Source organism: Burkholderia lata (assembly GCF_000012945.1).
In the GTDB taxonomy this organism is placed as follows: domain Bacteria; phylum Pseudomonadota; class Gammaproteobacteria; order Burkholderiales; family Burkholderiaceae; genus Burkholderia; species Burkholderia lata.
In genome coordinates this window covers 874,087-896,208 of sequence record NC_007510.1, presented here as the reverse complement: position 1 = coordinate 896,208, position 22,122 = coordinate 874,087, and the positions used below count along the sequence as shown (strand labels likewise).

At 64.9% G+C, this 22,122-nt stretch carries 23 protein-coding genes; 9 read left to right on the top strand and 14 right to left on the bottom strand.

Features of this window, described 5'->3' with window-relative positions:
* Positions 1 to 1,101 carry a non-hydrolyzing UDP-N-acetylglucosamine 2-epimerase gene (gene wecB, locus BCEP18194_RS09945; protein WP_011351155.1) on the top strand — a complete coding sequence of 367 codons (1,101 nt, stop codon included), beginning with the start codon at positions 1 to 3 and terminating at the stop codon, positions 1,099 to 1,101.
* Entirely contained in the window at positions 1,092 to 2,210 is a 1,119-nt protein-coding gene (locus BCEP18194_RS09940; RefSeq protein WP_011351154.1) for a glycosyl transferase, read from the top strand. The genes wecB and BCEP18194_RS09940 overlap by 10 nt, the downstream gene beginning before the upstream one ends.
* Before the next feature lie 157 nt (positions 2,211 to 2,367).
* Here the strand turns inward: BCEP18194_RS09940 and rfbD are convergent, their stop codons facing one another.
* From rfbD to rfbB, 4 genes are read right to left on the bottom strand one after another with little or no spacing between them, the layout of a single operon-like run.
* On the bottom strand, positions 2,368 to 3,252 hold the full coding sequence (rfbD, locus tag BCEP18194_RS09935; RefSeq protein ID WP_011351153.1) for a dTDP-4-dehydrorhamnose reductase: 885 nt from the start codon (positions 3,250 to 3,252) through the stop codon (positions 2,368 to 2,370).
* Positions 3,253 to 3,259: 7 nt separating this feature from the next.
* A complete protein-coding gene (rfbC, locus tag BCEP18194_RS09930) occupies positions 3,260 to 3,811 on the bottom strand; it encodes a dTDP-4-dehydrorhamnose 3,5-epimerase (protein WP_011351152.1) in 552 nt (183 codons plus the stop codon).
* Entirely contained in the window at positions 3,796 to 4,689 is an 894-nt protein-coding gene (gene rfbA, locus BCEP18194_RS09925; RefSeq protein WP_011351151.1) for a glucose-1-phosphate thymidylyltransferase RfbA, read from the bottom strand. The genes rfbC and rfbA overlap by 16 nt, the downstream gene beginning before the upstream one ends.
* Before the next feature lie 11 nt (positions 4,690 to 4,700).
* Positions 4,701 to 5,762: a dTDP-glucose 4,6-dehydratase gene (gene rfbB / locus BCEP18194_RS09920; RefSeq protein WP_011351150.1), complete on the bottom strand. Its 1,062-nt coding sequence runs from the start codon at positions 5,760 to 5,762 to the stop codon at positions 4,701 to 4,703.
* Between the two features lie 340 nt (positions 5,763 to 6,102).
* Here rfbB and BCEP18194_RS09915 point away from each other — a divergent pair, with 340 nt between their 5' ends.
* Positions 6,103 to 6,942 (top strand): symmetrical bis(5'-nucleosyl)-tetraphosphatase, encoded by an 840-nt coding sequence (locus BCEP18194_RS09915; protein ID WP_011351149.1) that lies wholly within the window; start codon positions 6,103 to 6,105, stop codon positions 6,940 to 6,942.
* 32 nt (positions 6,943 to 6,974) lie between these two features.
* Here BCEP18194_RS09915 and BCEP18194_RS09910 read toward each other — a convergent pair whose 3' ends face one another.
* The 8 genes from BCEP18194_RS09910 to BCEP18194_RS09875 all read right to left on the bottom strand — a co-directional run bounded on the left by BCEP18194_RS09910 (position 6,975) and on the right by BCEP18194_RS09875 (position 13,568).
* Positions 6,975 to 7,832 carry a lysophospholipid acyltransferase family protein gene (locus BCEP18194_RS09910; protein ID WP_011351148.1) on the bottom strand — a complete coding sequence of 286 codons (858 nt, stop codon included), beginning with the start codon at positions 7,830 to 7,832 and terminating at the stop codon, positions 6,975 to 6,977.
* A gap of 19 nt (positions 7,833 to 7,851) precedes the next feature.
* Positions 7,852 to 9,129, bottom strand: a complete 1,278-nt coding sequence (locus tag BCEP18194_RS09905) for a dihydroorotase (protein WP_011351147.1) — start codon at positions 9,127 to 9,129, stop codon at positions 7,852 to 7,854.
* Between the two features lie 52 nt (positions 9,130 to 9,181).
* A complete protein-coding gene (locus BCEP18194_RS09900; RefSeq protein ID WP_041492755.1) occupies positions 9,182 to 10,213 on the bottom strand; it encodes an aspartate carbamoyltransferase catalytic subunit in 1,032 nt (343 codons plus the stop codon).
* A 73-nt stretch (positions 10,214 to 10,286) separates the two neighbouring features.
* Positions 10,287 to 10,799: a bifunctional pyr operon transcriptional regulator/uracil phosphoribosyltransferase PyrR gene (pyrR, locus tag BCEP18194_RS09895; RefSeq protein ID WP_011351145.1), complete on the bottom strand. Its 513-nt coding sequence runs from the start codon at positions 10,797 to 10,799 to the stop codon at positions 10,287 to 10,289.
* Positions 10,786 to 11,235, bottom strand: a complete 450-nt coding sequence (gene ruvX / locus BCEP18194_RS09890) for a Holliday junction resolvase RuvX (protein WP_011351144.1) — start codon at positions 11,233 to 11,235, stop codon at positions 10,786 to 10,788. Before ruvX ends, pyrR begins: the two co-directional genes overlap by 14 nt.
* Positions 11,232 to 11,810, bottom strand: a complete 579-nt coding sequence (locus tag BCEP18194_RS09885) for a YqgE/AlgH family protein (RefSeq protein WP_011351143.1) — start codon at positions 11,808 to 11,810, stop codon at positions 11,232 to 11,234. Before BCEP18194_RS09885 ends, ruvX begins: the two co-directional genes overlap by 4 nt.
* Before the next feature lie 181 nt (positions 11,811 to 11,991).
* On the bottom strand, positions 11,992 to 13,293 hold the full coding sequence (locus BCEP18194_RS09880) for a hypothetical protein (protein ID WP_011351142.1): 1,302 nt from the start codon (positions 13,291 to 13,293) through the stop codon (positions 11,992 to 11,994).
* Positions 13,294 to 13,397: 104 nt separating this feature from the next.
* Positions 13,398 to 13,568 carry a rubredoxin gene (locus BCEP18194_RS09875; RefSeq protein ID WP_004186709.1) on the bottom strand — a complete coding sequence of 57 codons (171 nt, stop codon included), beginning with the start codon at positions 13,566 to 13,568 and terminating at the stop codon, positions 13,398 to 13,400.
* 254 nt (positions 13,569 to 13,822) lie between these two features.
* Between BCEP18194_RS09875 and BCEP18194_RS09870 the strand changes: the two genes are divergently transcribed.
* The 4 genes from BCEP18194_RS09870 (at position 13,823) to BCEP18194_RS09855 (ending at position 16,677) form a co-directional block, all read left to right on the top strand.
* Positions 13,823 to 14,689, top strand: a complete 867-nt coding sequence (locus tag BCEP18194_RS09870; protein WP_011351141.1) for a hydroxymethylpyrimidine/phosphomethylpyrimidine kinase — start codon at positions 13,823 to 13,825, stop codon at positions 14,687 to 14,689.
* A 436-nt stretch (positions 14,690 to 15,125) separates the two neighbouring features.
* Entirely contained in the window at positions 15,126 to 15,593 is a 468-nt protein-coding gene (locus tag BCEP18194_RS09865) for an Hcp family type VI secretion system effector (RefSeq protein ID WP_011351140.1), read from the top strand.
* Between the two features lie 15 nt (positions 15,594 to 15,608).
* The gene (locus BCEP18194_RS09860; RefSeq protein ID WP_011351139.1) at positions 15,609 to 16,223 is read left to right on the top strand and encodes a peptidoglycan recognition protein family protein; all 615 of its coding nucleotides are present in this window, start codon (positions 15,609 to 15,611) and stop codon (positions 16,221 to 16,223) included.
* 4 nt (positions 16,224 to 16,227) lie between these two features.
* The gene (locus tag BCEP18194_RS09855) at positions 16,228 to 16,677 is read left to right on the top strand and encodes a hypothetical protein (RefSeq protein ID WP_011351138.1); all 450 of its coding nucleotides are present in this window, start codon (positions 16,228 to 16,230) and stop codon (positions 16,675 to 16,677) included.
* Between the two features lie 109 nt (positions 16,678 to 16,786).
* Here BCEP18194_RS09855 and groL read toward each other — a convergent pair whose 3' ends face one another.
* Positions 16,787 to 18,427, bottom strand: coding sequence for a chaperonin GroEL (groL, locus tag BCEP18194_RS09850; RefSeq protein WP_011351137.1), 1,641 nt, complete (start codon positions 18,425 to 18,427; stop codon positions 16,787 to 16,789).
* Positions 18,428 to 18,473: 46 nt separating this feature from the next.
* Positions 18,474 to 18,767 (bottom strand): co-chaperone GroES, encoded by a 294-nt coding sequence (gene groES / locus BCEP18194_RS09845; RefSeq protein ID WP_011351136.1) that lies wholly within the window; start codon positions 18,765 to 18,767, stop codon positions 18,474 to 18,476.
* A gap of 680 nt (positions 18,768 to 19,447) precedes the next feature.
* Here groES and BCEP18194_RS09840 point away from each other — a divergent pair.
* A complete protein-coding gene (locus BCEP18194_RS09840) occupies positions 19,448 to 20,914 on the top strand; it encodes a carbohydrate porin (RefSeq protein WP_011351135.1) in 1,467 nt (488 codons plus the stop codon).
* Positions 20,915 to 20,979: 65 nt separating this feature from the next.
* Positions 20,980 to 22,113, top strand: a complete 1,134-nt coding sequence (locus tag BCEP18194_RS09835; protein ID WP_011351134.1) for a hypothetical protein — start codon at positions 20,980 to 20,982, stop codon at positions 22,111 to 22,113.
* The last annotated feature ends 9 nt before the right edge of the window (positions 22,114 to 22,122 follow it).

The window sequence follows — 22,122 nt, the reverse complement described above, 5'->3', positions numbered from 1 at the left end:
ATGTCTAAAACCATACTGTGCGTCGTAGGTACGCGACCGGAGGCCATCAAGATGGCGCCGGTCATCCTGCGTTTGCGAGCGGATCCGGGATTCAAGGTGCACGTGCTCGCGACCGCGCAACACCGCGATCTGCTCGACCAGATCCTGACCTGTTTCGATATCAAACCGGATGTCGATCTCGACATCATGCGTCCGAATCAGGGGCTTGCCAGCCTGACGTCGCGTCTGCTTGACGGTATCGATGCCGTGCTCGTGGACAAGCGTCCCGATCTCGTACTGGGACAAGGCGACACCACGACGGTCATGGCCACGGCGCTTGCATGCTTCTATCGGCATATACCGTTCGGTCATATTGAAGCGGGCCTGCGTACCCGCGATCTCGGCAATCCGTTTCCTGAAGAGATGAACCGCGTTTTCGCGGGGCGCCTCGCAAGGCTGCATTTCGCGCCGACAGCGAGTTCGCGCGACAACCTCTTGCATGAAAACATCCCCAGCGACCAGATCTGGGTGACCGGGAACACCGTCATCGACGCGCTTCACACTGTCTTGCGGACACATCCGTCCTGCGGCGTCGATATCGACGACACGAAACGGCTGATTCTAGTCACCGCGCATCGCCGGGAGAATTTCGGCGCCCCGCTCGAACGGATCTGCCATGCCATTCGCCAGATTGTCGACGCCAACGACGACATCGAGGTGCTGTTTCCCGTACATCCCAATCCGCACGTCCAGCGTACGACGCGCGAACTGCTGTCGCACCACGCCCGGATCCGGCTCTGCCCGCCGCTCGACTATGTGCCGTTCGTCGCCGCCATGCAGCGCTCGTACCTCATCCTCAGCGACTCGGGCGGCGTGCAGGAAGAAGCGCCGGCTCTGGGCAAACCGGTCCTGGTGTTGCGCGACGAGACCGAGCGCCCGGAAGCTGTCGAAGCCGGTGTCGTCAGGCTCGTCGGCACTCAAACCGATACGATCGTCAATGCGGTCCAACTGATGCTCGACAACGCCGACGAATACAGCAAGGTTGCACGCGGCGTCTCGCCCTACGGTGACGGAAAGGCAGCCCAGCGGATTTTCGACGTCATCCGGGAACAATGCGTGTGATCGAACAACTCGTCTATCTGTCGCCGGTGCCATGGAGCAGCTTTGCACAGCGACCTCACAAGTTCGTCGAGTGGTTTCATCAAGAAACCCATGGCCGTGTGCTCTGGATCGATCCGTATCCAACCCGCCTGCCCATGCTTCAAGACTTGCGCCGTCCATCCGGCGAAGGCAAGTCCGACGCGCATACCGCCACGCCACCTTGGCTCGACGTCGTCCGCATTCGCAGCCTTCCGCTTGAGCCACTGCCCCTCGGCACCGCAATCAATCGATTCGGATGGCGTGACATCACGCGTCGCGTCGTGCAATTCTGCGCCGAGCGCAACACGCTTCTCGCGGTCGGGAAGCCGTCCGGGCTCGCGCTCGACTTGTTACAAGCGGCTCGTCCTGCCCGGTCGCTCTACGACAGGATGGACGACTTCCCGTCGTTCTATCGAGGCGTTTCGCGCTCGGCGATGAAACGCACCGAACTCGCTGTCGCGCGCGAGGTCGATACGGTTTTCGTATCGTCGTCGGGCTTACGCTCGAGTTGGAGCAGTATTCGGCCTGACGCCAGACTGGTCCACAACGGGCTCGATCCAGCCGTCCTTCCGGCGTTCCGCGAAAAGACGTCGGATCATGCCGGGCCGCATGTACTGGGTTACTTGGGCACCATGGGGCCGTGGTTCGACTGGCAATGGCTCGCTGCGCTTGCGCAATGCCGCCCCGCAGACACGATTCGATTGATCGGGCCGTTATTCCATCCCCCGCAAATCGCGCTGCCCGAGAACGTGCAGATTCTTCCGCCGCTGAAACACGCCGCCGCTCTCGCCGCGATGTCGGACTTCGACGTCGGCCTGATTCCGTTCCTGCGCAACCCGCTCACGGACGGTGTCGATCCGATCAAGTATTACGAGTACAGAGCGCTTGGATTACCGGTCATCTCGACCCCCTTCGGAGAAATGGCAACACGGTGCGACGAACCCGGTACATTCCTCTCGAGCGGATCCGGGAACCTGTCTTCAATCGTTGTCGAGGCACTCGAATACCGGACCACGCACGACGAGGCATCGCGGATCCGGAGCGCAAACAGCTGGGCCGCCCGTTTCGCGGCAACAGGCATTCTCGGCTAGTGCTCTATCCCTGCTCGATCACGGTTCGCTTCGGCATGCAAGGCTGACAAGACGGTAAAACTCGGTGACGGGATCCGCCGCTTGCTCGACTGCCCGTTACCCTGACGCGCCCGGTCAATACCTGGCGATGCAGGGGTTCGACCACCGGCGATCCGTTTCAGTCGGCCATGCAGAGGCCCAGCGCGTATTCCCAATCGGGCAGGTGCAAGCCGAACGTCTCGGCGAGTTTGCCGTGGGACAAGCGCGAATTCGCCGGGCGACGTGCGCGCACCGGAAACTCGCTCGCGGAAATCGGCACCACAGCGGGTGCGTCATCCCCCATCGCGATGCCGAGAATCGCCTTGGCGAAACCGTGCCAGGACGTCTCGCCGGCCGCACTCAGATGATAGGTTCCGGAGCGCGCCTGCCACCAGGCCTCATCATGGGCCGCCAGCCCTTTGGAGAGGATGTGCGCAGTCGCGGCTGCAATTGTTTTCGACCAGGTCGGCGCACCGACCTGGTCGGCAACCACACGCAATTCGGGTCGCTCCGCGCCCAGCTTGAGCATCGTACGCAAGAAATTCCTGCCACGTCGCCCGTATACCCAGCTAGTTCGCAAGGTCAGGTACGCGCACCCTGCGTTCTCGATCGCACGCTCGCCCTCAAGCTTGGTCATCCCATACACGTTCAGCGGATTCACTACATCGGTCTCGGTATACGCGCCCGCCTTGGCTCCGTCGAACACGTAATCGGTCGAGTAGTGAATCAGCACCGCACCGCTGCGCGCAGCCTCTTCCGCCAGGACCCGCGGCACATCGGCATTTATGCGTCTTGCCGCATCGACGTCGTCCTCGGCATTATCAACGGCCGTATAGGCAGCCGGATTCACGATGAAGGCCGGCTGCAACGCCCGCACGACAGCACGGATCCGGTCGAGATCAGACAGATCGAGCATCGAGCGGTCGCACTCCACCACACGGCCGAGCCCCTGCAGCGAGCGCAGCAGTTCAAAGCCTACCTGACCCGTGACACCGGTTACGAGGATCGTCGACTCGGAATTCATCACGACCTCACTCAAAAAGATCAGCGTCCATCAACCGCATGCCCGCGGCATCCTTGACGGCCAGCAGCGGCTCGCCATCCAGCGGCCACACGATTCCGATGTCCGGATCGTTCCAGACAATGCTGCGCTCGTGCTCGGGAAACCAATAATCGGTCGTCTTGTAGAGAAACTGAGCAGACTCGGACACCACAAGGAAGCCATGCGCGAACCCCGGCGGAACCCAAAGCTGCCGATGGTTGTCGGCGGACAGCGTCACGCCGACCCACTTGCCGAAATTGGGCGAACTGCGGCGCACATCGACTGCGACGTCGAACACCTCGCCCTCAACCACGCGCACCAGCTTGCCCTGCGTGTGTTCGATCTGGTAGTGCAGCCCGCGCAGCACGCCTTTTGCGGATCGCGAGTGATTGTCCTGCACGAACTCGATACCCGGAGCGACGTGCTCCGCAAACTCGCGCGCGTTGAAGCTCTCGTAGAAATACCCGCGCGCGTCGCCAAAGACCTTCGGCTCGATAAGCTTGACTTCGGGCAGTGCCGTTGCCGTTACGTGGATTGCCATGCGACCTGATGGGTGAGTAGGTTCCGGAGATACAGCCCGTAGGCGTTCTTCGCGAGCGGCTGTGCCAGTTTCAGCACCTGCTCCGCGTCGATCCAGTTGCGGCGGTACGCGATCTCTTCGGGGCACGCGACCATGAGCCCCTGACGCTTCTGCAGCGTCGCGATGAACGTCGCCGCCTCGATCAAGGAGTCGTGCGTACCCGTATCGAGCCACGCATAACCGCGCCCCATGAGCTCGACGTCGAGTTGGCCCGCCGCCAGGTAGCGCGAATTGACATCGGTGATCTCGAGCTCGCCGCGCGCCGACGGCTTGATGTCGGCTGCGATGTCGCAAACCTGCGTGTCGTAGAAATACAGCCCCGTGACCGCATAGCTCGAACGCGGCTTTGCCGGCTTCTCTTCAATCGATATCGCGCGGAATTCGCGGTCGAACTCGACCACGCCATACCGCTCAGGGTCCTGAACGTGATACGCAAATACGGTCGCGCCCGCATCCTTCGCGCTGGCCCGCTCGAGCTGCTTCGCGAGATCGTGCCCGTAGAAAATGTTGTCGCCGAGGATGAGCGCCGACGGCTCGTTGCCAACGAAGTCCCGGCCGATGACGAACGCTTGCGCAAGCCCGTCCGGCGACGGCTGTGTCGCATACCGGATATTCATCCCCCACTGGCCGCCGTCGCCGAGCATCGACTCGAAGCGCGGGGTGTCCTGCGGCGTCGAGATGATCAGCACGTCCCGGATGCCTGCAATCATCAGCGTCGACAGCGGATAGTAGATCATCGGCTTGTCGTACACCGGCAGCAGTTGCTTCGATACTGCATGCGTGATCGGATAGAGCCGTGTGCCTGAACCGCCGGCGAGAATGATGCCTTTGCGTGCCATCGCCTCTCCTGTCAAACGCGCGCTGCGTAATTGGTCTCGACCCACTTGCGGTATTCGCCCGAAGCCACCTCGTCCGACCACGCCTGGTTGTCGAGATACCAGGAGACCGTCTTCGCGAGGCCGGTTGCGAAAGTCTCGTCCGGCTTCCAGCCGAGTTCGCGCTCGAGCTTGCGCGCATCGATCGCGTAACGGCGATCGTGCCCCGGACGATCCTTCACGTACGTAATCTGGTCGCGATACGTGCCTTGTGCCCTGGGTCGAGCATCGTCGAGCAGATCGCACAGCGTATGCACGACGTCGAGGTTCGTCATTTCGTTCCAGCCGCCGACGTTGTAGGTCTCGCCCGGCGTGCCGCGTGCGAGCACTTCGCGAATCGCGCTGCAGTGATCGCCGACATACAGCCAGTCGCGCACGTTCTGGCCATCGCCGTAGACCGGCAACGGCTTGCCCGCGAGTGCATTCGCAATCATCAGCGGAATCAGCTTTTCGGGGAACTGGTACGGGCCGTAGTTGTTCGAGCAGTTGGTCGTGAGCGTCGGCAGGCCATAGGTATGGTGGTACGCGCGCACCAGGTGATCGGAGCCCGCCTTCGTCGCCGAGTACGGGCTGTTGGGTGCGTACGGTGTCGTTTCAGAGAACTGCGGATCCGTCGCGGACAGCGAACCGAACACTTCGTCGGTCGACACGTGCAGGAACCGGAAGCCGGCCTGCTCCGCGTCGGGTAACGCGCTCCAGTACTGGCGCGCGGCCTCGAGCAGCGTGAAGGTGCCGACGACGTTGGTCTGAACGAACTCGGCCGGACCGTGAATCGAGCGATCGACGTGACTTTCCGCCGCGAAATGCAGGATCGCGCGCGGCCGGTGCTCAGCCAACAGCGCGTCGAGTGCCGCGCGGTCGCAGATGTCCACGCGGGCAAATACGTGCTTCGGGCTTCCGTTCAGCGATTGCAGCGTGCGAAGGTTGCCTGCATAGGTCAATTTATCGACATTGAGCACGGCCTCGTCGGATTGACACAGCCAGTCGATTACGAAATTGGCGCCGATAAAACCCGCGCCGCCCGTCACCAGAATCATGAGGCTCCCTCTAGTCATGCATGGCGTGTCTCAAGCACGAGCCGCCACGAACTCCGGACGCGACGATGACGCGCACGTCCCCCCAAGGCGGGCATTCTAACTGCTGACCGTAACCCTCAAAACCATGAAATGCTAATTTTGTTGAGGGGCCATCGATTATAGGAAGCGGGTTGGGTCAAAATCCACGTCGCTAACAACTTGAAACAGCGCCCCGGACCCTCCCCCGAAAAAATCTTCATTCAAATCAATACGTTAAAATTCCCCGAATACGCTCGCAGTTGCGTTGCAGCGATCGCATCCTTTTTCGACCCGCGTCAGGATTTGTAACAACCTACCTCTCATGACCCGCACCCCCATCGCAATCGGCGACATCCAGGGCTGTCATTCCGCTCTCCAGTCGCTGCTCGACAAGCTGTCCCCGCCCGCCGACACGCCGCTGTGGATCGCCGGCGACGTCGTCAACCGCGGCCCGGACTCCCTCGCCGCGCTGCGTGCGCTCGTCGACCTCGGCCCGCGCGCGACCGTCGTGCTCGGCAATCACGACCTGCACCTGCTCGCGGTCTCCGCCGGCCTGCGCACCGAGCGCCCGGGCGACACCATCGGCGAGATCCTCGATGCACCCGACGCCGATGCGCTGCTCGACTGGGTCCGCCACCGGCCGTTTGTCCATGCGGAGAACGGGATGCTGCTGGTGCATGCGGGCGTGCTGCCGCAGTGGGATGCGACGCTCGTGCTGGAGCTCGCCGACGAACTCCAGCGCGCGTTGCGCGCGCCCGACTGGCGCGACACGCTGCAGAAGCTGTACGGCAACGAGCCGAATCAATGGAGCCCGGATCTGAAGAAACGCGACCGGATGCGCGTCGCGTTCAACGCATTCACGCGTGTGCGCTTCTGCACGCCCGACGGTGCGATGGAATTCAAGGCGAACGGCGGCCCCGACAGCGCGCCGCCCGGCTACCTGCCGTGGTTCGACGTACCGGGGCGCCGCACGGAGGACGTGACGGTCGTGTTCGGCCACTGGGCCGCGCTCGGCCTGATGGTGCGCGAGAACGTGGTCGCGCTCGATTCGGGATGTGTGTGGGGGAACCAGTTGTCGGCCGTGCGGCTGACGGCCGATCCGGCGCAGCGCACGGTCACGCAGGTGCAGTGCGACGCGTGCCGCGCGCCGGGAGGAGAGTGATTAAGCGCTGATTCGCGGGGCCGGGAAGCGCGTCAACCCTCGCGCCCCGGCACGGGCGCATCGGCCGCCTCGCCGCCTGCCGCTCCGGCGCCAACCTCGGTCGCCGGATAAGCATGCTTCTGCAATTCCGCAAGCGACTCGGCCGTCGGCTTGTCGACCTTCGCCTGCAGCGTCGCGAGCGCAGCCGCGATCGCATCGCGCGCCGCGGCGGACGTCGCCCGCCGGTCGCCGCCCGGCGCGATCGGTTCGCACACGTACAGGTGCGCGACGATCGGGCCGCCGCGCAACACCATGTCGAGCGACTTGCCGAGCGCCAGCTCGCCCGTGTAGGCCGGCGCGACCGACTGCCGCCGCTGCCCGTCCTCATACATCAGGCAGATCGGCTGCACCGCGCAGCCAGCCGATACCGCGGCCTGGAACAGGTTCGCGTGGAACGGCAGCAGTTCCTGCCCGTCGGTCGTCGTCCCTTCCGGAAACACGCACATCAGCCCGCCGTTACGCAGGCGCTCGGCCATCTCGTGCATGACCCGCATCGCCTCGGTGCGCTTCTCGCGCTGCAGGAACACGGTGTCGAGCTTCTCGGCGAGCCAGCCGACGACCGGCCACTGCCGCACCTCGGCCTTCGACACGAACGGCGTCGGCCGCCACGCGTTGACCGTGTAGATGTCGAGCCACGACACGTGATTGCCGACCACGAGCGCGCTCGCGTCGAGCCGCGCGCCGTCGTTGTGGACGACGAGGCGCATCCCGCAGATCCGCAGCAGCTTGAGCGACCAGCGGCGCGTCATCTCGGCGCGCCGCGCGGGCGTGACGTGCGAGAAACGCAGCGCGACGATCGCCATGCCGCGCAACAGGTGGAAAACGAGACGCAGCTTGCGAAGGGCAATCATGGCGAAGGTCCGGCGTGGTTCAGGAGCGCTCGAACGCGATCTGCCCGGCGACGAGCGTCGTGCGCACGCTGGCGGGCAGTTCGTAGCCGAGGAACGGCGAGTTGTGGCCCTGGCTCTTCAGCGCACGCGGCTCGACGCGCCAGTGTGCGCGCGGGTCGAACACGCACAGGTCGGCCGCGCCGCCTTCGGTGAGGCGGCCCGCCGGCAGCTTCAGCACGTCGGCCGGTGCGGACGTGATGCGGCGCAACGCCTGCGCAAGCGGCGTACGCGTCTCGTCGGCCCACTTCAGCGTCAGCGACAGCAGCAGTTCGAGCCCCGTCGCGCCCGGCGTCGCTTCGCCGAACGGCAGCAGCTTCTCGTCGTCGTCGACCGGCGTGTGGTCGGAGCAGATCGCGTCGATCGTGCCGTCGGCGAGCGCCACGCGAATCGCTTCGCGATCGCGCTCGCTGCGCAGCGGCGGATCGAGCCGGAACTGCGAATCGAAGTAGCCGATGTCGACGTCGATCAGATGCAGGTGATTCACGCCGACGTCGCAGGTCACGGGCAGCCCCTCGGCCTTCGCCTCGCGCACGAGCGCGAGCCCGGCCGACGACGACAGCCGCGCGAGGTGCACGCGTGCGCCCGTCACGCGCATCAGTTCGAAAATCGTGTGCAGCGCGATCGTCTCGGCCGCGACCGGCACGCCGGACAGCCCGAGCCGCGACGCCAGCGCGCCGCTCGCGGCGACGCCGCCGCGGCCGATGAATGCGTCTTGCGGGCGCAGCCACGTGGTGTAGTCGTAGGTGCTCGCGTACTGCAGCGCACGCAGCAGCACCTGCGTGTCGCGCACCGGCACGTTGGCATGGGTGAAGCCGACGCAGCCGGACTCGGTCAGCGCGACCATCTCGGTGATCACTTCACCCTTGAGGCCGACCGTCAGCGCGCCGAGCGGATGCACGTTCGCCTGGTGCAGGTTGCGTGCGCGGTACTTGAGCATCTCGACGAGGCCCGGCTCGTCGAGCACGGGGTCGGTATCCGGCGGGCACACGAGGGTCGTGACGCCGCCCGCGACGGCTGCGGCCATCTCGGACGCGAGCGTCGCCTTATGCTCGTAGCCGGGCTCGCGCAGCCGCGCGCACAGGTCGACGAGGCCGGGTGCGACGATGAGGCCCGCGGCGTCGATCGTCTTGTCCGCGTTGAAACCGGCCGGCGCCGTGCCGAGCGCGGCGATCGTGCCGCCTGCGACGAATACGTCGGCCTGCTGCTCGGTGCCGGCGACCGGGTCGATCAGCGTGCCGCCTTTGATATGAATCTTCATGCGCTGTCTGTGAATGCGTTGATTGCGTGAATAAGGATGCGCGAAAGCGGGCTCAGTCGCTGTTGCCGGCGACGATGCCCATCACCGCCATCCGCACGGCGATACCGAACGTGACCTGGTTGAGGATCACCGACTGCGGGCCATCGGCGACCTGCGAATCGATCTCGACGCCGCGGTTCATCGGGCCCGGGTGCATCACGATCGCGTCGGGCGCGGCGAGCGCGAGGCGCTCGGGCGTCAGGCCCCAGGTCTTGAAGTATTCCTGCGCCGACGGCAGCAGCGCGCCGCTCATCCGCTCGTTCTGCAGGCGCAGCATGATGATCACGTCGACGCCCTTCAGCCCTTCGTCGAGGTTGTGGAACACCTTCACGCCCATCTGCTCGAGGCCACCCGGCAGCAGCGTGCGCGGGCCGATCGCGCGCACTTCCGGCACGCCGAGCGTGGTGAGCGCGTGAATGTCGGAGCGCGCGACGCGCGAATGCAGGATGTCGCCGACGATCGCCACGCGCAGCTTCGTGAAGTCGCGCTTGTAGTGACGGATCGTGTACATGTCGAGCAGGCCCTGCGTCGGGTGCGCATGGCGGCCGTCGCCGGCGTTGATCACGTGCACGTGCGGTGCGCAGTGCTCGGCGATCAGGTACGGTGCGCCGCTCGACGCGTGACGCACGACGAACAGGTCGGCATGCATCGCCGACAGGTTGTTGATCGTGTCGAGCAGCGATTCGCCCTTGCTCGTCGACGATGCGTTGATGTTCAGGTTCAGCACGTCGGCCGACAGGCGCGTCGCCGCGATCTCGAAGGTCGTGCGCGTGCGCGTCGAGTTCTCGAAGAACAGGTTGAACACGGACTTGCCGCGCAGCAGCGGCACTTTCTTCACTTCACGGTCCGTCACGCTGACGAACTGCTCGGCCGTATCGAGGATGTGGTTGACGATCGAGCGCGGCAGGCCCTCGATCGACAGCAGGTGCTTCAGCTCGCCGTTTTTCGTGAGCTGCGGGTTGCCCTTCAGGAAGCCGTAGCGGAACCGGTCGGGGCTCGCGGTCGCAGCGGGATTGCCGGTGCGGCCAGTGGTGTCGGTGGTCATGGTGTGCGTGATTCCAACTATGCAAACGGGCCGCGGTGCAAACCAGCGGCCCGGGATACGGTTCGCGTGTCGTTCAGGCGCCGTGCGCCTCGACGCGCAGCGTGAACTGCGCATCGTCGCGTGCGAGCACGAGCGTCGCGTCGGCCGGCACGTCGAGCGCGCCGCCGGCGAAACGCGCGGCGACCGGCAGCTCGCGGCCGCCGCGATCGGCGAGCACCGCGAGCTCGACCGCGGCCGGACGGCCGTAGTCGAACAGCTCGTTGAGCGCCGCGCGCACGGTGCGCCCGGTATACAGCACGTCGTCGACGAGCACGATGCGCGCGCCGTCGATCTCGAACGGCAGCGACGTCGGGCTGGCCTGGCTGTGCAGCCCCTTCTTCGCGTAATCGTCGCGATGCAGCGCAACGTTCACGACGCCGAACGCCGGCGCGCCGAGATCGCGTGCGAGGCGCTCGGCAAGCCATGCGCCGCCGCTGTGGATGCCGGCGAGCCGCGGGCCGCCCGGTTCGGCGAAAGCCGTGCCGTACGCGGCACGGATCTGGTCGAGCAGGACGCGGTAAAGCGCCTCGGCGTCAATGGTGCTCATGGTCGGACAATTGATCGAGATACTGTTGAAGGATGACGCGCGCGGCCTCGGCATCGAGCATCTCGGCCCGGGCGCGGCCGCGCACGTTGCGCTCGCGCAGCCCGGCCTCGGCTTCGACCGACGAATAGCGCTCGTCGACCCACGTGACGGGCAGCCCGAAGCGGCCGTTCAGCTGGTTGCCGAAGCGCTTCGCCTGCTGCGTCATGTCGTGCGGCGTGCCGTCCGGATGCATCGGCAGGCCGACGACGAGCGCGTCCGGCCTCCATTCGGCCAGCAGGTCGCCGACCGCCTTGAAGCGGTGTTCGCGGTTCAGGTTCTGGATCACGACGAGCGCACGGGCCGAGCGCGTCAGCGCATTGCCGACCGCGACGCCGATACGTTTTTCACCGTAGTCGAACGCGAGGAGCGTCGCATCGCGCGCGCTCGCGCCACTCATGCGTGCCCTGCTTCGCCGGACAGCATCGACGAGCTGACGCCGAGCAGGCCGAGTGCGGCTTCGAAGCGCTCTTCGGCCGGCGTGTCGAACACGATGCGCGGATCGGCGGCCACGGTCAGCCAGCCGTTGCGGGAAATTTCTTCCTCGAGCTGCCCTGCCCCCCAGCCCGCATGGCCGAGCGTCAGCAGGAAGCGCTTCGGGCCGGTGCCCGTCGCGACCGCCTCGAGCACGTCCTTCGACGTGGTCATCTCCAGCCCGCCCTCGACGGACATCGACGAGTTGTAGCTTGCGCCCTCCACCGGCTCGTGCAGCACGAAACCGCGCTCGGTCTGGACCGGGCCGCCGAAGTACACCGGGATGTGCAGCAGCGGCTCGATGTCGAGCTTCAGGTCGATGCGGTTGAACAGCGATTCGAGGTCGATGTCGGTAGGACGATTGATGACGAGGCCGAGCGCACCGCGCTCGCTGTGATCGCAAAGATAGACCACCGTTCCCGAGAACGTCGGATCGGCCATGTTCGGCATGGCGATCAGGAACTGGTTGGTGAGATTGATGCGATCGGAAGGCTTTGACATGGTTTGAATTTTAGCAAAGACGCCGCGGCCTGACCGGGCCGCGATCAACAAGCAACGCCCGCCGCGCTGGCAACGGCGCGCACGGATCACACGGCACTCTAACACGCGCGCGGGCGCTGTCGGCAGCGTGTTGCAGGCCCGCGCAGCAAGGGCCGCCGGCGCGTGTTCGTCCCCTTGTTCGTCAAGCCCGGCCAAGCGCCGCACCGAGCGTGCCGGACGCCGCGGTGAGGTCCGGCGGCGCAACGCCGGCCGCGATCTTCAGCAGCGCCGCGCGCAGCATGTCGGACGCGTGGCCGTGCGCATCGAGGCCGCCGTCGGCGAGCGGCACGCCGTGCGCCGCACGCCGCCACGCGAGGCCGAGCGTGTCGGCCAGGAGCGCCGCGTGGCCGAGCCCGAGCGCGCATGCGGCCGTACCGACCCGGTAGGCGGCGCCGGACGCATGCCATGCGGCACCCGCGTCGGCTCTCGCCGGATCCGCAGCAAGGTCCACCATCGACGCATCGGCCGTCTGCAGGAAATCCTCATAGGCATGGGCATTGACCGTCACGACGCCGAGCGCGCGAGTCGGTGCAGCCGCGACCGCATCGTGCTCGGCGCGGGCAGCATCGGCCTCCCACAGCGCTTCGGATGCGGGCGTGCCGGCGACATGCCAGTCGACCGTCAGCCCGTAGTCGTGCAGCACGTCGACGAGCGCGACATCCTCGGCCGCGGCGCCGAACAGCGCAAAATCGCGCCACAGCAGCGCCACCGTCTCGCGCACGAGTTCGGGCGGCGCACTGCGTCGGCCCTGCGCGTGCTCGCCGAGCAGCAGGTTCGTCCGCGCGAGAAAGCGCTTCAGCTCGGGCGCGCCGCTGGCGCGCAATGCGCGCACGCACGCGGCCGCGAGCCGCCAGAAATCGTAGGGATCGTCGCCGGCGAGCGCGGCCAGCATCGCATCGAGTTCGTCGAGTGCCGCATCGGGCGCGCCGTGTTCCGCACGCAGCACACCGAGCAGCGCCTGTTCGTAGCGGGCACGAATCCGGGTCGCGAACGCATCGGGCAGCGCACGCAGCGTGGCCGGCGGCACCGCGCGGCCGACGAGCGCGAGCGCGTCGAACGGCGCATGCGCGCGCAGGTCGGCGGCGCTTTGCGCACGCAATGCACGGAAATGGTCGAAGAGAACGGGCGAGCAGGCGAGCTCGCGCAGGTTGTGGCGTGCGACGGCCGCGCGGAAATCGCGCAGCGCGGCACGCCAGCCGGCCGAAGTCGGCTCGGCGGCGACGAGCGGCACGGCCGCCGACAACTGCCCCGCGAAACGCGCGGCCGGCAGCCAGCCGGCTTCCGCCAGCACGGCCGCCGCAGCGGAGAGCGGCGCGGCCGCGTCGTCGCGATGCTCGAAGGCGTCGGCAGCCGCCGCAAGCCATGCGTCGGCCGCGCGCACGGCCCCGCCACGCGGGTTGGGCAGTGCGTCAGGGTGGGGAACGTTCGCCGGTTCTGGCCTCATGGACACGCGCGCCTGTCATCGTCAAGTCGCTCGCGCGAACCTCGACGCGCGAGCGCCGGGCCGATGCGAGGCCTGAGCGGTGTGTCCGTGGGCCAAGGGTCCGGTCAGATCTGGACCATCTCGAAGTCTTCCTTGCGGGCACCGCATTCAGGGCACGTCCAGTTGATCGGGACGTCTTCCCAGCGCGTGCCCGGGGCAATGCCCTCTTCCGGCAGCCCGGCTTCTTCGTCGTAAATCCAGCCACAAATCAGGCACATCCAGCTCTTGTATTCCATCTTAAGCCGCGTCGGGAAAGTCGGTAAATTCGGGAGCCATGATGGTACCGTGTCGGGGCCGGACTGCCTAGCAATCGCGCTGGAGTAACGCGACTACGTTGCGCTGCGCTAAAAAATCCGTCGTGCGGGCCGGATTCCGCCGCATAATGGCTGAAAAGTGCGGCCTGCCGGGCAACACAGGGCCGAAAACGCCCACTTCGCCTCGCCGTCCGCATGTCCGTCGCTTGTCCGTTTTTCTCTTGCCCCATTTTTACATGTCCAGCAACGCCCCTCCGATCGTCCTCACCTTCGGCCTGTCCGACCCCACCGGCGGTTCTGGCATTCAAGCCGATCTGTTGACCCTGGCGAGCATGGGCTGTCACGGTGTGTCCGTCCTGACGGGCTACACCGTGCGTGACTCGGCCGCCTGCGACGAAGTGACCGGCCTCGATCCCGACGTGGTCGCCGCCCAGGCGCGCATGCTGCTCGAAGACATGCCGGTTGCGGCGTTCAAGATCGGCGCGGCGACGCGCGCGGAAGTCGTGAGCGCCATCGCCGAGGTCGTCGCCGACTACGACGGTGTGCCGCTCGTGCTCGCACCGGACTTCACGCTCGACGACGAACACGTGCTCGCAGCCGACGATCTGCGCGAATCGATCGCCGACCTGCTGGCGCCGCAAACCACGCTGCTGGTCGCCGACTACGCCACGCTGATCGCGCTCGCGCAGCCGGACGGTGACGCCGAGGCGCCGAATCTCGACGCGGCCGTCTCGCACCTGCTGTCGCAGGGCTGCGAGTACATCCTGTCGTCCGAAACGGGCTCGCACCGGCTCGTCAACACGCTGTACGGCGAGGAAGGCCAGCTCCGCGAAGACATGTGGGATCGCTCGCCGCACCGGCTGATGGGCATCACCGACACGCTGGGCGCGGCCATCGCGGCACTGCTCGCGAACGGCCAGGAGCCGCCCGAAGCGGTTCGCGAAGCGCAGGAATACCTGTACCAGGCCGTGCGTGATGCATTCCGGCCCGGCATGGGGGCGTACCTGCCCGACCGGTTCTTCTGGGCGCGCAGCAACGAAGACTCGGATACGCCGCCGGCCGTGAAGGCCGACTCGGTGCCGAGGACGTCGCACCGGCATTGAGGTGCCGGGACCACGCGGGCGTTTGAACGGTCAAACGCCCGCCGCGCCCTCTCCCCCTCAACTGCAAGCATCCGCCAATCGCACGTGAATTCGGTATCGGGAATTCAGTGCTGATGCACGCGATGTATCGACAACGACCGTCGGCTCCGCGCGACGCTCTCCCAACCTTCGGCTTCCCGCCCGCGCAGTCCGATATCCGGACCATCCCGCCGCGCGCCCCCGCCCATTCAGTCCGACACGGCTGCAGTCATCGTGGCCGAATCCACGCGCTCGCCAGCCCGACTCGATTCATGTCCATTCTTGGTTGAGTGATGAGTGGACATCGTACATTTCAACACCCAAACTCGCCGAAAATCGAATCGGTCCCATAGATTGGCCGTGATCTCCCCTGCTACGGTTCATTCCATTCAATGTGACCCGAGCAAAGGAGTATGTGATGGCGCAGGACATTTTCCTGAAACTGACCGGCATCAGAGGTGAATCTCAAGATGCCTTTCATCTGGACGAGATCGACGTATTGGCGTGGGATTGGTCCGCAGATCAGTCGTCTACCACGCGCACGGGTGGCAAATGCACGGCCAATGACCTGACCATTGAACATTATGTTGATCGCGCATCGCCGATTCTCATGCTGCATTGCCTGAAAGGAAATCACATCGAGAACGCCGTTCTGGTAATGCGTAAGGCCGGCGGCATGCCCCTGGAATACCTCAAGATCACGATGGATAAGGTATTGATCACGCGGGTCAACTCGGCCGCAAATTTGAACATGGTCAGGCCGCGAGAGGAGGTCCAACTTTCATTCGCCGGCATCCGGCAGGAATATGTCGTTCAGAACGCCCAAGGAGGGAGCGGCGGAACTGTCGAAGCAGGATACGACATCAAAACCGGCAAAACGACCTGAGGATCGGAGGGAGTCATGCTTTTCATTTCAAAGCAGGGCCACGTCGATGCCGAGCGCGTGATCCTCAGAATATATTCATCCATCGAACGTGGGCCGATGGAACACGTGAACGGAATCGTCGTCCATCAAACTGGAGGCTCCACCGTCTCAAGCACCTTCAATAGCTACAGCAACTCCGCGCACGTACCAAACGGCGCCCATTTCCTGATCGACAAAGATGGGACGATCTATCAGACCGCATCCCTGAACAGAATCACGAATCACGTCGGCAAGTTGCAGTCACGCTGCATCAGCACACTCAAGTGCTCGACCGTTGACCTACGCGCAGCAAGGCGTGCGTATCAGACCGGCCCCGCAGCGTCCCATCGCCACGAATCCAGGAAAGCGTTTCCAGACCGCTATCCATCCAACTCTGACGCAATCGGAATCGAACTCGTTGGCATGTACTACCCCGACGAGAAAAACGCGGAACCGGTTTATGAAAGCGTCACGACCGAACAGAATTCATCGCTCAAATGGCTTGTTCGCGAATTGTCCGAGACGCTGAACGTCGAGATGAGAGAGGTATATCGGCACCCGGAAGTCGGGCGCAAGAACGCCACCGAGGCAAGCACGGCACAGTGGGAGTGACGCAATGGTTCGAGCCAAATGTGTCGCGGCGGTTGTGCTGTGCGTCCCGATCGCGCTCTGCCATGCCAGAGCGGTAAGCACCGTGACCGTCGAGCAATCCGGCCAGACGTCGACCCCGAACGACCCACTGACCAGGGGCGCATGCAAGAAATTCACACCGACCGTCGCGCAACTGAAGCGGTTCTTTTCGAGAGCCGCGCCAATTGACGGCAAGTTTGTCGCGCACGATTACTACTCGCCCTGCCATTCGAACGGCACCATTTCGTTTCCGGACGGTAGCTCGGGGAGGTGGCGCGTCTACTCCAGCGGCGCCGCGTCGCTAACATGGACATCGAACGACACCACGGTCTATCTCTACAACGGTCGCAACAACGGCTGGCACGATCCGTTCGCGTGCAGCTACGGCCTTCACGCTGAAGACGACGATACTTCATGCTACCTGCCGGGCTTCTGATTTCGTGCACCCGGCAAATCCATAAAAAAAGACCCGCATCGCTGCGGGTCTTTTCTTTTGGCTGGAACGCGCATCGCTGCGCGCTCCGGACACCATCGACCGAAGTCGATTACATGTCCATGCCCATGCCGCCCATGCCGCCCGGCATGCCGCCCGGCATCGGTGCGTCTTCCTTCGGCAGTTCAGCAACCGCTGCGTCCGTCGTCAGCAGCAGGCCTGCAACCGAAGCTGCGTTCTGCAGTGCGGTACGCGTGACCTTGGTCGGGTCGACAACACCGGCTTCGACCATGTCGACGTACTCGCCCGTCGCTGCGTTGTAGCCGTAGTTGCCCGTACCTGCAGCAACTGCCGCCACCACGACGCTGGCTTCTTCGCCGCCGTTCGTGACGATCTGGCGCAGCGGCTCTTCCATTGCGCGCAGCACGATCTTGATGCCGGCGTTTTGATCGGCGTTAGCGCCGGTCAGGGCTGCGATCGCGGTGCGAGCGCGGATCAGCGCAACGCCGCCACCTGCCACGATGCCTTCTTCCACAGCTGCGCGCGTTGCGTGCAGTGCGTCTTCGACACGTGCCTTCTTTTCCTTCATTTCGACTTCGGTCGCTGCACCGACCTTGATCACTGCAACACCGCCGGCCAGCTTGGCCACGCGCTCTTGCAGCTTTTCACGGTCGTAGTCCGACGTCGCTTCTTCGATTTGCGCGCGCACTTGCTTCACGCGTGCTTCGATGTTCACGGCTTCGCCTGCGCCGTCGATGATCGTCGTGTTTTCCTTGCCCACTTCGATGCGCTTCGCCTGGCCCAGTTCTGCCAGCGTTGCCTTCTCGAGCGTCAGGCCGGTTTCTTCCGCGATCACCTGGCCGCCGGTCAGGATCGCGATGTCTTCCAGCATCGCCTTGCGACGGTCGCCGAAGCCCGGTGCCTTGACCGCAACGGTCTTCAGGATGCCGCGGATGTTGTTGACGACCAGCGTTGCGAGCGCTTCGCCTTCGATGTCTTCAGCGATGATCAGCAGCGGACGGCCAGCCTTCGCGACTTGCTCGAGTACCGGCAGCAGATCACGGATGTTCGACACCTTCTTGTCGTGCAGCAGCACGAACGGGTTGTCGAGCACGGCGACTTGCTTTTCCGGGTTGTTGATGAAGTACGGCGACAGGTAGCCGCGGTCGAATTGCATGCCTTCGACGACGTCGAGTTCGTCAGCCAGCGACTTGCCGTCTTCGACGGTGATGACGCCTTCCTTGCCGACCTTGTCCATCGCTTCAGCGATGCGATCGCCGATCGACGTGTCGCTGTTCGCCGAGATCGAGCCGACCTGTGCGATTTCCTTGTTCGTCGTGCACGGCTTGCTGATCTTCTTCAGCTCTTCGACAGCCGCTGCGACTGCCTTGTCGATGCCGCGCTTCAGGTCCATCGGGTTCATGCCCGATGCGACGTACTTCATGCCTTCGCGAACGATCGATTGCGCGAGGACGGTTGCCGTCGTCGTGCCGTCGCCTGCGTTGTCGCTGGTCTTGGAAGCAACTTCCTTGACCATTTGCGCGCCCATGTTCTGGAGCTTGTCCTTCAGCTCGATTTCCTTCGCGACCGACACACCGTCCTTGGTGACCGTCGGGCCGCCGAAGCTGCGCTCGAGCACCACGTTGCGGCCCTTCGGACCCAGCGTGACCTTGACTGCGTTGGCGAGAATGTTCACGCCTTCGACCATCTTCGAACGGGCGGAATCGCCGAATACGACGTCTTTAGCTGCCATCTTCTAACTCCTTGAATTCTTGGGAATATGTACCGTCGGTGGACGCTTACTTCGCGTTGACCACGGCCATGATGTCTTCTTCGCGCATGACCAGCAGTTCGTTGCCGTCGACCTTCACGGTCTGGCCTGCGTACTTGCCGAACAGGACGCGATCGCCGACCTTCACGTCGAGCGCGATCGGCGCGCCCTTGTCGTCGCGCTTGCCCGGGCCGACGGCCAGGACTTCGCCCTGGTCCGGCTTTTCAGCAGCGGCGTCGGGGATCACGATGCCCGAGGCGGTCTTGGTTTCCTGATCCAGGCGCTTGACGATCACGCGATCGTGCAAAGGACGAAGGTTCATATTCACTCCTCTCTTGACTGAGATTGAAGAACGCTTAGGGAATCTGCCCGGCTTATCGCCCGGCAGAGAATTGTTAGCACTCTCGTGCAGCGAGTGCTAATTATATGGACGGGTTTTGACAAATTCAAGAAGGGGAACCGGACGAATTTTCAGGGCGGGGACGTGGCGCAAAGCGCACGCGGAGACAAGAAAAAACCCTTTCAAAACAAACCCTGACAAGCGTCGCCCAGCCTTGCCGGCCGGGCCGCGCGGCTCCGGAATCTCATCCAGCCCCGTTTGGACACCGGGAAAGCACGGAGTTCCTGCGATCGGCGGCATCACCTAATAAATTCTGTAACGGCGTCGATTTCGTCCGTCGGCACGCGCCATCCGGCGCTCGCCGGTCGCCTCCTGCGCCCCGCCCCGCGGATCCATCGATCCGCATCGAAGCATTCATTTTCATTACGCCGATATTTACGGTTTACCTCGGCACTAAACACGTGTCAGGCCCCATCCGTAAGGAGGTGGATTACATTCAGTAATATAGATGCGAATCATTCTCGTTTACATTGACTTTCCCATTTGACACTCCTACGATGCGCCGCGTTGCGTTCATCTTCATGCCCTGGCCAAACGGTGCCGAGCGTCCGGACAGCGACCGACAAGCAGGACTCCACACTAATTAGAACCAGGGATTTGATATGAAGTTTGCGTCGTTCCAGGGAGACAGCGTCCGTGCCCGGATGCGCCCCGCCGCCTGCGCGGCCATCCTCGCGTGCGCGTCATTCTCGAGCGGCGCGGCGTTCGCCGACGTGCCGGTCGACGCACAGCCCGAAGCACCCGAGGCCGACCTCGCGATCCAGGCGAAGCCGACCAACATGTGGACCGGCATCTGGACCCGCCAGAACCTGCTCGGCGACATGGGCGGCATCCGCCCGTGGCTCGGCAAGTACGGCGCGACGCTGCAGATCACCGAAACCAGCGAATACCTTGCGAACCTGCGCGGCGGCCTGAACCGCGGCGGCGCGTACGACGGGCTGACGACGGCGACCTTGACGGTCGACACGCAGAAGGCGATCGGCCTGCCCGGCGGCACGTTCAACGTCAGCGCGCTGCAGATCCACGGCACCAACCTGAGTACGCGGAACCTCGGCACGCTCAACACCGCGAGCGGCATCGAGGCACAGGGCACGACGCGCCTGTGGGAGCTGTGGTACCAGCAGTCGTTCCTCGACAAGCGTGTCGACGTGAAGATCGGCCAGCAGAGCCTGGACCAGGAATTCATGGTCAGCACGTATGCGAACACGTTCGTCAACACGATGTTCGGCTGGCCCGCGCTGCCGTCGTACGACCTGCCGAACGGCGGCCCGGCGTATCCGCTCGCGGGCCTCGGCGTGCGCGTACGCGCGCAGATCACGCCGAAGCTCACCGCACTCGCGGGCGTGTTCGACGGCGATCCGCTCGGCAACAACCCGAGCAACCTCAGCGGCACCAACTTCAACCTGCACAACGGTGCGCTTTATATCGGCGAACTGCAGTACGCGCTGAACCAGCCGTCCGACGGTGAAATGGACACCGGCCGCTCGAACGGGCTGCCGGGCACCTACAAGATCGGCGTCTGGTATCACAACGGCCGCTTCGCGGACCAGAACGTGGGCACCGACGGGCTGTCGCTCTCGGATCCCGCATCGAACGGCAACGCGCAGCAGCGGCACGGCAACTACAGCTTCTACGCGGTGGCCGACCAGATGATCTGGCGCCCCGACCCGACCGGCCCGCGAAGCCTCGGCGTGTTCGCCCGCGTGATGGGCGCGCCGGGTGACCGCAACCTGGTGAGCCTGTCGGCCAATGCGGGGATCGTGCTGAAGGCGCCGTTCGAGGGCCGCGACAACGACAGCGTCGGCCTCGGCGTCACGTACATCCAGGTCGGCAACCACGTGACCGACCTCGACCAGACCGCGCAGTCGTTCGCGACCGGCCCGTACGGCGTACGCACCCGCGAGACGACCCTCGAAGCGACCTACCAGTACCAGGTCAACCCGTGGTGGATCGTCCAGGCCGACGCGCAGTACACGTTCAACGCCGGTGCCGGCCAGAACCCGAGCGACGCGACCCAGCCGCTGCGCAACACGTTCGTGATCGGTGCACGTACGACGATCACGTTCTGAGCGGACGCGCCCACGCTGACCCTTTTCGCGCGCCGCCCGGACGGCGCGCTCCCCAGGAGACCCACATGAATCCATCCGCTCCGCTTCGCCGCCTCGCGACGGGCGCACTGGCCGCCGCCGCACTGACGGCCGCCGCCGGCGCACTCGCCGAGCCGCAAGGTTTCCTCGAGACCGTGCATCGCCACGTCACGCTCGTCAACACGGTGCCGGACAACGGCGACCAGAATCCGTACGCGATCGCGGTCGCGCCGGTGTCGGCCGGCACGATCCAGGCGGGCGACGTGCTCGTCGACAACTTCAACAACTCGGCGAACCTGCAAGGCACCGGCAGCACGATCGTCAACTACCGCCCGTCGACGAAGCAGATGAGCCTGTTCGCGTCGATTCCGCGCGACCTGAAGGCGTGCCCGGGCGGCGTCGGCCTGTCGACGGCGATGACGATGCTGAAGTCGGGCTGGGTGATCGTCGGCAGCACGCCGAGCAACGACGGCACGACCAACACCAAGGGCGCCGGCTGCATGATCGTGCTCGATCCGCAGGGCAAGATCGCGTCGACGTGGTCGACCCCGAACATCAACGACCCGTGGGGCAACATGGCCGTGGTCGACCGCGGCGACAGCGCGACGCTGTTCGTCAGCATGGCCGGCTTCGGCGTCGGCGGCGCGGACGGCAATCCGCCCGTCTACAAGCAGGCGACCGTGCTGCGTCTCGACCTCGACGTGCCGGCCGGCAAGCCGCCCGTGATCAAGCAGGAAACGGTCGTCGCGAGCGGCCTCGGCGCGCAGGCCGACAAAGGCGTGTTCCTGGTCGGCCCGACCGGCCTCGCGCTGTCCGGCGACCAGAAGAAACTGTATGTGTCGGACGCGATCGGCAACCGCATCGTCGAGATCGACGACCCGCTCACGCGCGACACCAGCGCGGGCGTCGGCCGCCAGATCACCGCCGACGGCTTCCTGCGCCGCCCGCTCGCGCTCGCCACCGCGCCGAACGGCCACCTGCTCACGACCAACGGGCAGAACGGCCAGGTCGTCGAGATCGACCCGGTCGCCGGCAAGCAAATCTACGCGCGCTGGATCAATACCGACAAGGCGCAGTCGCCCCCCGGCAACGGCAACCTGTTCGGCATCGCAATGACGCCTGAAGGCGACGGCTTCTACTACGTCGCGGACGACGTCAACACGCTGTTGCTCGCGAAGTAAGGGAGCCGA